This window comes from Longimicrobiaceae bacterium, from assembly GCA_035696245.1.
Classification (GTDB): domain Bacteria; phylum Gemmatimonadota; class Gemmatimonadetes; order Longimicrobiales; family Longimicrobiaceae; genus DASRQW01.
Map to the genome: position 1 here is coordinate 1 of DASRQW010000393.1, position 9,620 is coordinate 9,620.

At 72.5% G+C, this 9,620-nt stretch carries 10 protein-coding genes; all 10 read right to left on the bottom strand.

Features of this window, described 5'->3' with window-relative positions; genetic code table 11:
- Positions 1-33 precede the first annotated feature (33 nt).
- The 10 genes from VFE05_17820 to VFE05_17865 all read right to left on the bottom strand — a co-directional run bounded on the left by VFE05_17820 (position 34) and on the right by VFE05_17865 (position 8,782).
- Positions 34-726: a hypothetical protein gene (locus VFE05_17820; GenBank protein ID HET6231935.1), complete on the bottom strand. Its 693-nt coding sequence runs from the start codon at positions 724-726 to the stop codon at positions 34-36.
- Positions 727-1,033: 307 nt separating this feature from the next.
- On the bottom strand, positions 1,034-1,222 hold the full coding sequence (locus VFE05_17825) for a hypothetical protein (protein ID HET6231936.1): 189 nt from the start codon (positions 1,220-1,222) through the stop codon (positions 1,034-1,036).
- Positions 1,223-1,323: 101 nt separating this feature from the next.
- The gene (locus tag VFE05_17830; GenBank protein HET6231937.1) at positions 1,324-1,479 is read right to left on the bottom strand and encodes a hypothetical protein; all 156 of its coding nucleotides are present in this window, start codon (positions 1,477-1,479) and stop codon (positions 1,324-1,326) included.
- Positions 1,480-1,580: 101 nt separating this feature from the next.
- Positions 1,581-1,736, bottom strand: coding sequence for a hypothetical protein (locus VFE05_17835; GenBank protein HET6231938.1), 156 nt, complete (start codon positions 1,734-1,736; stop codon positions 1,581-1,583).
- Positions 1,737-1,850: 114 nt separating this feature from the next.
- Positions 1,851-2,012 (bottom strand): hypothetical protein, encoded by a 162-nt coding sequence (locus VFE05_17840; GenBank protein HET6231939.1) that lies wholly within the window; start codon positions 2,010-2,012, stop codon positions 1,851-1,853.
- Between the two features lie 124 nt (positions 2,013-2,136).
- Positions 2,137-2,310 carry a hypothetical protein gene (locus VFE05_17845; GenBank protein ID HET6231940.1) on the bottom strand — a complete coding sequence of 58 codons (174 nt, stop codon included), beginning with the start codon at positions 2,308-2,310 and terminating at the stop codon, positions 2,137-2,139.
- Between the two features lie 164 nt (positions 2,311-2,474).
- The gene (locus VFE05_17850; protein ID HET6231941.1) at positions 2,475-5,231 is read right to left on the bottom strand and encodes a lantibiotic dehydratase; all 2,757 of its coding nucleotides are present in this window, start codon (positions 5,229-5,231) and stop codon (positions 2,475-2,477) included.
- Positions 5,232-5,236: 5 nt separating this feature from the next.
- Positions 5,237-6,250 (bottom strand): lantibiotic dehydratase C-terminal domain-containing protein, encoded by a 1,014-nt coding sequence (locus VFE05_17855; protein HET6231942.1) that lies wholly within the window; start codon positions 6,248-6,250, stop codon positions 5,237-5,239.
- Between the two features lie 37 nt (positions 6,251-6,287).
- Entirely contained in the window at positions 6,288-7,577 is a 1,290-nt protein-coding gene (locus VFE05_17860; protein ID HET6231943.1) for a lanthionine synthetase LanC family protein, read from the bottom strand.
- A gap of 614 nt (positions 7,578-8,191) precedes the next feature.
- A complete protein-coding gene (locus VFE05_17865; GenBank protein HET6231944.1) occupies positions 8,192-8,782 on the bottom strand; it encodes an HNH endonuclease in 591 nt (196 codons plus the stop codon).
- Positions 8,783-9,620: the final 838 nt, after the last annotated feature.

The window sequence follows — 9,620 nt, forward strand, 5'->3', positions numbered from 1 at the left end:
ACACGTTCACGGCCAGGTGGCGCATGGTCGGTCTCAAGTGTAGGGAATCACGAAGCCGGGCAGGCGGCAGGCGACCTGCACGGCACCTTCGAAGCTGCGGTGCCGCACCTCGTCGTCCACTAGGTGCGCCACGGCGGCGCGCTCGGCGTCGTCCAGCCCGAGCGAGCGGTAGAAGTCCTTGACCGACTCGATGCCCACGGGCGTCCCGTCGTCCAGCACGCAGAAGGGCTGGCGGCCGTGCATCATGGTGCGGGCGGCGTCCACGTGCTCCCACATCTCGGCCCACCGCCGCTGGTTGCGGGCGATGCGGGCGCGGTGCAGGCGGAACTCGTAGCAGTCCACCACCAGCGGGTGCAGGAAGGGCCGCAGCCCCACCGCCTCGGCCACCGCGACCTGCGCGCGCTCCATGGCGGCGTGCGCCTCCGGGAAGCTGCTCATGCAGTAGAAGTAGTAGCCCAGCACGCCGTAGTACCACCGCTCCAGCACGGAGCGCTGCGACGGGTCGCCGTCCGCTAGGGCCTCCATGCCGTCGCGCACGCTCTCGAGCAGCGCGTAGCCTTCGTCCAGGCGGTGCGCGCGCATGAGGTTCACGGCATCGACGGTGGCGTTCCCCAGCCCGATCCGGCGGTACTCGTCCAGCCATGCTTCCCCGTCCGCGCCCGTGCGGCGAACGAAGTGGAACCACATGTACCGGTCGCGGTCCGCCGCGGGGGCCTGGCTGCTCATCGCTCTGCGCCTCGGTGGTTCGTGTGCCGCGGAAGGTGTGGGTCTCCAGCGGATACCGCATCGTCGCTGCGGCCGGTAGACGGCAAACGGCAATCCCGGCGCCCGGCCGGCAGAGGAGGGAAGGTTCGGTTCGATGGCGGATCGGCCGGCGTAAGAACCGCGCTGGATCTGCCGATAGAAGATGCGCCGCGATCCGCATTCACCGTCCCGCATTCCTTCTCGCGCGTCCCGAGCGGAACCGCGGATGCGGGCCCGCCGCGGTGGCCGACCGCACTTTGCGGCCGGCCACGAGCTTCAGCGCATCGCCTCAGGCGTAGATCGGCTCGAGGGGAGCCGGATCCTTCGTCGGCGCCGCGCTCGAGCACGAGCTGCACGAGCAGCACGTGCCGCTCGACGAGTCGGCCAGCACGCCGCCCGCCACTTCCTCGTGCGCCGCGTCCGAGAGCGGCTCCACCTGCACCTCGTCCAGCCCGTCGTTCTGGATCTTGTCGTCCATCGTGTCCTCACCGGCAGAAGTGGATCACGCGTCCCGCGCCTGGGTGCGCGGAACGGACCTGCGGGGGGCGGGCGCCGGCGAGCGGCGTCCGCCCGGCTCCGTCACGCCGCGCCGCTGGAGCACGAGTCGCACGAGCAGCAGGTGCCGCTCGATGAGTCGGCCAGGGCCACGCCGCCCGCCACCTCTTCCAGGGCCTCGTCGCTCAGCGGCTCGACCTGCACCTCGTCCAGCCCGTCGTTCTGGTTCTGCTCGGACATGTCGGTTCTCCGTGTTGTGTCGTGGGATGAATGCGACCGTTCCATCGCCGTGCCGGTTCCGCCCGGAGGCGCGAACGCCTCCGCTGCGGAACGGAGCGGGCTCAGTACGCGCCGCTGGAGCAGGAGCTACACGAGCAGCAGCTGCCGCTGGACGAGTCGGCCAGCGCCACGCCGCCCGCCACTTCTTCGAGGGCCTCGTCGGAAAGCGGCTCGACCTCCACGTTGTCGAGCCCGTCGTTCTGGTTCTGCTCGGACATGCGTCCTCCACGGTTGAGATGTCCCTGCCGCTCCGCGGGCTGCGGCGCGGCTTACGGCCCCGCGGCGTGCGGGGCGGCGCCGGTGAGGGCCCTGCCCCCTACCCGCCTGGCGCGTCAGGTCGCCGAGCTGGAGCACGAGCTGCACGAGCAGCAGGTGCCGCTCGACGAGTCGTCGGCCGGCGGGATGATGCCGCCCGCCACCTCTTCCAGCGCCTCGTCGCTAAGCGGCTCCACCTGCACGTCGTCCAGCCCGTCGTTCTGGTTCTGCTCGCTCATCGTGTGTGCTCCGGTTGTGGTGAGCCGCGGTGCGGCTCGGGTGAAGACGCTCCGGCGCATCCGCCTCTCCAGGCGGGCGCCCGCGCGCCCTTCCGCTCGACTGCTACGCGTAGATGATGGGCTGCTAGGCCTCCGGCGGCGGAGCGCTGGAGCACGAGCTGCACGAGCAGCAGGTGCCGCTCGACGAGTCGGCGACCGAGCCCGGCAGGATGCCGCCCGCCACTTCCTCGAGCGCCTCGTCCGACAGCGGCTCCACCTGCACGTCGTCCAGCCCGTCGTTGTGGTTCTGCTCGCTCATCTGCTCGCTCCCGTGTGGTGAGCCGCGTGCGGCTCGGGTGAAACGCTCCGGGGACCCGCCCGGCTGGGCGCGGCGTACCGGGGCGCGCTTCCTTCCGGCAGTCATCCGCCGGGAGATCGGAGATCATCGTTGCCGGCCCAGTGCATCGGCCGGGTCATCATCCTTCAGCCGCCCGCGACGGCGGCGGGCATGCGGCGGCCGGGCGCGCGAACGGGTTCGGGTTCGGCCGCGCGGACGTGCGCCGGCCGCATCGCGAGCGAGTCCACCAGAAGCTCCACCGCCCAGCGCGCGCCGTCGCGGTCCGCCGGGAAGTGCGAGGCCTGCGGAAGCATCTCCACGAGGGACAGCGCCGCCACGCCTGCCGCCGCAGCGCCGCGGAAGAGGCCCACGAAGAGGGGCGAGCCGAAGTCGAGGTACTGGGGCTTGAAGAACTCGCCCGGGATGGGCAGGGGACGCTTCTCGAAGACGAAGACGTGCTCGGGGATGCCGCGCTCCATGCGCCAGCGGTTGAACGCCGCGAACGCCGCCGCCTCGTCGCCGCCCTCCAGCAGCGGCGCGACGACCGGGACGGGCACCGACCACGAGCGGCGGCGGATCACCATGTCGCCCAGCAGCGTGCGGCGCGTGACGGAGATGCCGTCCACGTCGTGCCGCGACGGCGCGGGCAACACCGTGTTGGACTCGCTGGGGCCCCACACCGCCAGGAACTTCACCAGCGGCGGCATGCAGTCCTCGAACGCCTGGCCCAGGTGCAGGGCCACGTACCGCCGCCCGTCGCGCCCCCGCAGGCGCGACGTGCCGTCAGGCCCGTCGAAGCTCACGCGCAGGTCGCGCAGGGTCACGCGGCGGTGCTCGGCCACGTGCGCCTCGGCCCCGGGGAGGGCGAGCACGGCCGGCGTCTGCACGCCGTGGACGTTCATGGTGTCGCCCTGGATGCACTGCACGTCCAGGTACTCCACCGTCTCGCCGTCCATCTCGAAGGTGCCGCGGGCCGCCAGGTGCGCGGTGAAGCGCTCGCGCGAGCGGGGGTCCATCGCCATGGCGAAGCGGCTGGCGTAGCGGCCCGTGCCTTCCTTCAGCCGGTTCATCATCCACAGGCTGCCGTCGGCGCTCGCGGGCTGGAGCAGCAGCGCGGCCCCGGCCTGCGGCGTGGTGTAGCGCGCCGGCACCCGGTCCAGCAGCGCCGACACCCGGTCGCCCAGCAGCCGCTCGTCGTCGCCCTCGCGTACCAGGCAGCCGGGCAGGCCGTCCAGCACCACGCGCCGCCAGCGGTCCAGCTCCTCCGCCTCCGCCAGTGCCATGGGGTTCCACGTCTCGGCCCAGCGCTCCGTCATGCGCACCGCGATGCGGAAGCCGATGTAGTCGCGGAAGAGGGACTGCGCCGCCTGGAGCAGCTCCAGCACACCCACCTCGCGGCGCCCCGGCCACCGTTCGGCGGCCAGCGCGGCGAGGGCGTGGTGCAGCTCGTGGCGGTGGTCGAAGAGCCAGGTCAGCCGCACCAGCGGCTCGGCCTGCCGCACCAGCGCCTCCGCCGTCGCGACGGAGAAGCCGACCACGGCGGCCTCGCCGTCGTCACCCGGCTCGGGGCGGAGAAAGACGTCCTCGTAGAAGTTCTGCTCGGTGGGACGGTCGTAGCGCGTCTCCGCGTCCATCCCACCGGCGACCGCCGAGGTGCGCCACAGCTCGCCGATCATCTCCTCCATCCGCCCCACCTCGGCCGCCGGATCGGAGGACGAGACGAAGCCCTGCTCCACCTCCAGCAGCCGCTCCAGCGCGTCGGCGAACGGCTCCAGCTCCGGCGCGGCGAGCGTGCGCAGGTGGCGGAGCATGTGCTTCTCCATGTGCCCCGCGTTGGCGGGCCAGGGCGTGCCGAACTGGAGGAAGCCCACGCCCAGCAACCGGTCGACCGCCGTAGCGGCCGACGGGGCGCCGCCGGACTCCGCGTCGAGCGCGCCGACCAGCTCGGCGTAGGTGCGCGGCCCCTCGTTCAGCAGCTCGGTCAGGCGCGGGACCACGGGGCTGCGGGGCGAGACGGTCATCAACGTGTCGCGTACGTAGATCCACCTCTCCCGCGCCTCGTCCATCTTCCAGTGGCTGGGGCAGAGGTAGAGGAAGCGGCCCGGCTCGATCTCGGCGGCGGAGCTGTTGAGCAGCACCGGCAGCGACCCGCGGAACCCAGGGTGGCGGCGCAGCGCGTCTACGTGCTGGTGCAGCAGGTAGCGTTTGAGTCGCAGCAGCGAGCGCTGGCGCCAGCCGCCGCCCTCCAGCCGCAGCTCGCCCGGAGCCAGGTCGCCGCGCAGCTCGCCCAGCGTGAACGGCGTGAAGGTGGAGAAGGGCGAGATCTTGACCGCGGCGCGGCTCACGTAGCGCAGCAGCGCCTCTTCCGCCCGCTGGTCGCGGCGGGTGCGCTGCGACGGCGGCGTGCCTTCGAGGCGCCCGCGTGCGCGGAGCAGGTCGGGGCTGGAGAGCGCCAGCCCGCGCATGAAGCTGCGGTTGCCGAAGTGCCGGACGAGGGCGGTGCGCTGCCCGTCGCGCGCGGCCTCGTACGCCAGGCGGAACTCGGCCTCCGCGCCCGCCAGCCGGTCCTCGGCCGCGGCGAAGCGGTCGGCCGCGGACCCGGCGGCGGCGCGGACGACGTCCCACGCGGGGCCGGAGCGGTGGCGGGCGACGGAGCGCCCGTTGTGGGCGTCGCGCTTGACGGAGAGGAGGACGCGGCGCGCTTCGGAAGATGCGGACGGGACGGCGGCGTGGAGCCGGTCGACCAGCTCGGCGCGGGCGGATTCGAGCTCCGCCTCCATCGCGGGGCGGTCCGGCAGGTTCTCGCAGAGATCGGTGGAGAACTCCTCCAGCACGTCCACCGGCAGGCCCGAGAGACGGGCCAGCACCGGCGCGGGCTGGAGCGACGGGGCGGGGCTTGCCATGCGCGTCACGCTCCCGCGACGGCGCCGGCCGCGGCGCCCTCGGTACACGCCGCGCGCAGGACGAGGTGGTGGGTCCACGCCTCGTCGGTCATCTTCACCCCCGCCTGGTTCGCCAGCCCGTGCAGCACCTTGAAGACGCCGGGGAACGCCACGTCGGCCGCGAAGGGATCGACGTCGTACGCGGGGTCGCCCCGGAAGCGCTCCATGTAGGCGACAAGGTCCGCCACGGCTTCGCGCCACGCGCCCCACGCTCCGCCGGGCGCGGCGCCGGGCTCCGCCCCCCACTGCGCCTCGGCGGCGCGGCCGATCTGGGCGGCACCGGGCCCCATCGCCTCCACGCGCGAGTCGTAGTGGCCGACGAGGTCCACCCGCGCCTGCTCGCTGTTCAGGCTGAAGCGCAGCAGCCAGTCCCGGTGGTAGCCCAGATAGCTCTCCCGCAACGCGGGCGAGAAGCGGGCGCCCGCCAGCGCGCCGATCACCGCACGCAGCAGCAGCTTCTGGCGCGCGGCGCCCGGGAACTTGCCCGTGGCGTCCGGCTGCAGGCCGTCCAGGACCAGGTCGGCGCCGCGGGCGAGGCAGAGCGTGGCGCGCGCCGCGTAGCCGTCGTCGTCCGGCAGCGGCTGGGGGCCCAGGGTGACCGGGCTGCGCCGGTAGGTGGTGAGGAGCAGCGTGCGGTCCGGCAGGTCGCCGCCGCCCTCGTCCTCCGCGTCCACCGCGGGCGCGTCGTTGCGGCTCAGGCGCGGCAGCTCCGGATCCGCCGGCGCCAGCGCGGCGAAGTGCGCGTTCGCCGCCTCGCCCAGCAGCCGCTCGGCCAGGCCGCGGTGCGATGCGGGGCCGTGGACGCGGAGCTTGAGATGCTCGCCGCGGCGGGCGTAGCGCACGCCCCACACCGACCACTCGCCGTCCGGATCGGCCTCCGCGAGCCGGTCGCGGAAGGGGCGGACGACGCCGTGCAGGAGCTCGTCCAGCCCGCCGGCGGAGTACAGGTTCGCGGTGAGGATGGGGTCGGGTGCGTGCATGCGCGCGTGGACCGGGTTCGGGGTCGGGTGCACCATGTCAGGCCAGGAGCAGCGGCGAGGGAACGGCGTCCGGCCGCGCGAGCCGCAGCAGTGCCATGCCGACTCCGGCGAGGCCGCGGAAGAGCGACGAGCGGACGCCTTCCGGCTCGTCGGTGCGGGCCAGCACGTAGCCGCCGGCTGCATCCGCCCGGGCGATGGAGCGCGCGGCGAGGCCGCGGGCGTGCTCCAGCGCGTCCGCATCTCCCGTGGCGTGCCCGGCCGTGACGAGGATCTCCACCCGGCCGAAGTTGCCGCAGCACAGGTGGTCGATGGGGCAGTCCGGCAGCAGGCGCGTGCTGCGCAGCGTGCGGCCGATCTCCGCGCGCACCTCGGCGTCGTCGTATGCGCCCAGCCCGCCCGCGCGGCCCAGCGCGATGCCAGGCGCGCCGTGGCACCACGCGCTCTGCTCCAGCGGCCGCTCGTAGCGCGGGTTCCACCAGTTGTCGGTCTCTCCGTCGTAGAGCCCGCGCTCGAAGGCGATGCCCTCCAGGGCCGCGACGCGCAGCTCCTCGCGCCCGGTGCGCTCGTACAGCCTCATCAGCGCGAGGGCGACTCCCGTGGCGCCGTGCGCGTAGCCGCCCAGCGGCGGCCAGTCCCGGCCGGGCCAAGCGCGCGGCCGGCCCGAGTACGACGTGCGCCGCTCCAGCAGGTGTGCCGCGCAGTCCAGCGCGATCTCCACCGGCGTGGCGTCGGCCGTATTGGCGCTGGAGCACAGGCCGTCCAGCGCGAGCAGCGCCAGCACCGCCCCAGCGGATCCGTCCGTGACGTCCAGCCGGTCGTCACCGGCGATGCGCTCGCGGGTGAGGAGAACCGTGGCCAGGTGGGCGTCGCGCACCAGCTCGGGCTCACCCATCCACTCGCCGATCCGCGCCAGCCCGTACACGAAGGCGCCCGCGCCGGTGAGCCCGCCCGTGCCCAGCCGCAGCCTGCGCGCGCGGTCCGCGTCGGCGGCCAGCGCGCGCACGGTGCGGCGCAGCGGCGCGACCGCGCGCAGCACCAGCGCGCGGTGGCGGCCGTCGCCGTGAACGCGGTCCAGCGCGGCCAAGAAGAGGGCGATGCCCAGCGTCCCGTCGTAGAGGGTGGGGCCCAGCGGCGCGCCGGTGGTGGGGGAAAGCCAGGTGGCGCTCCCGTCCGGCTGCTGGACGGAGCGCTCGTTCACGACCTCGCCTATGCGGGTCGCCTCGGAGATGAAGGCGGTGTGGCCGCTACAGTCGCCCTCGGGGTCGGCGAGCTCACGGGTGCCCTGGAGGGGCGCGGCGGACGGGATCATCTGCGCGAGTGTCGCCATGGGGCGGTGCGTCTCCAGGGTACGGCTGCGCGCTCGGGACGGCAGCGGGCGGAGTCCGGGGCGGCGAAGGGCGCGCACCAGGCCGAGTGTGCCGGCCGGGAGAACGCGCCCTATCCGCCATCGTGTGCCGTCCTGGAGGCAACGCCTGTGCCCCGCTCCCCGTTTGCGTCAACGTCTTGCGACACAGGCGTTTATACGGTCCACCGCCACGTCTCGCACGCTCCCGATGCGCGCACCGCCTCTACATGCTAGAGCGATGGCGCGCTCACTCGCATGGCCGCGCGGGCGCGATCGCATCTGCCGACCAACGCCAAGAGACAACGACCCTTCACGGTTGGGGGGGAAAACGCAAAGCCGCCGATCCCAGCGGGAACGGCGGCATCGTAGGCCGAAATCTACATCTACAGTTCGGACTTATTCGAGCACGCTCGCGCAGCGGTATCTACCGATCACCGTAGATGAACGCGTGCGTCGGAGCCGATGTCGGGAGATCGAGTGTACCGCGGCCGACGATCAGCACGCACTGCCAATCTTAAGAAGACCGTTAGCCGGGGGGAAAGCCAGGCGGGAGATGTGAGAGAGATGGACGACCTCCGCCGCCGGCCGGGAGGGGCTCAGGCGGCGGAGGGCTCGGCGCGGTGCTCGGCGGCGCTGGCGTGGTGGCGCAGGGCGCGCAGCACGTCCTCGCCGTAGAACATCGCCACGTACTTGGCCTGCACGTCGGTCACACGGCGCACCGCCCACACCAGCTCCACGTAGTTGGGCTCCGCGGGCGGGTGGAGGACGTGCATGCCGCACTCCGCGGGCAGGTGGCTTGCCTTGCGGTTGTTGCAGACCGAGCAGGCCGTGACCACGTTGTGCCACGTGTTGTCGCCCCCGCGCGAGGTGGGGAGGATGTGGTCGCGCGTGAGGAACTCGCGCGAGCGCAGCTCCGAGCGGTGGCGGCCGCAGTACTGGCAACGGTAGTGGTCGCGGGCGAAGAGGAAGGTGTTCGTCACCTGCCGCCGGAAGCGCCGCGGCACGTGCACGTAGCGCACGAGGCGGATCACCAGCGGGCAGGCGATCTGGTGGCGCGACGAGTGGAAGACGCGGGCCTGGTCGGCCTCCAGCACCTCGGCCTTACGGTCGAAAACCAGGCGCAGCGCCCGCTCTATGGGCAATATGGTGAGCGGTTCGAACGATGCGTTGAGCGCGAGACACCCCATGACGCGGTCCTCTCCGTGGTTCGCGGTTCCCTCTCTACGATCCCGGCCGCCTCCGCCACCCCTGCTTCCCTGTGGAATATCCAGACCATCGCGTCCGCCAGCGCCGTTCCCGCCCGCTGGCCGTGCCACCCGGAACGAAGAAGCCCGCGTGAATCCTTACGGAGACACGCGGGCTAAGCGATTGCACGGGAGATGGATACCGATACTGAGCCTGCGTATTTGGACGGACGCGCTCCTCGCCCTGCGCGCGCCGGAGCGGGCGGGGTGAACGTCCCGGCCGGCCGAAGCCGCCGGAGAGCCGTTGGGAGAGGAAGATACCAAGCCGACGTCCGCGTTCCGAGAGGTTCCAGGCACGCACCCGAGCTTCCATCAAACATGCCAAACGCCCGCCGAAACGTCAAGCGCCACGCGGGCTGCACCGTAACGAGTTCGTCAGTATTCCTTGCCGCAGCCGCGACAGTGCGTACCGACGTGGCTTCCCACGAAACCGGAGGCCGTCAGCAGTGCGAACCGTCCGCAGAACGGACACCGGAAGACGATGAACTGGAGCACCAGGAAGACTAGAAGTCTGTTGAAAATCGGGTGCTCAGAATCCGAGAACTGTGCTCACAGGCGATCTCGGGTCGGTCGTGCGAGTGGGGTTCAGATCGCTCGGATCGGCACGTCTGGAGTGTGACGGGAGCGTGTAGGGACGACGAATGGCCCGTGTCGGGGTGCAGGCCCGGGCCGCCCTGCCTGGTCTGCGGTTCTGGAAGGCGGCGAGGCGCTTCAGGTTCTGCACGATCCCTGTGAGGTCGCTCTGCACCTGCACACGCCGGCAGCCGCGGCTGCGTGCCCG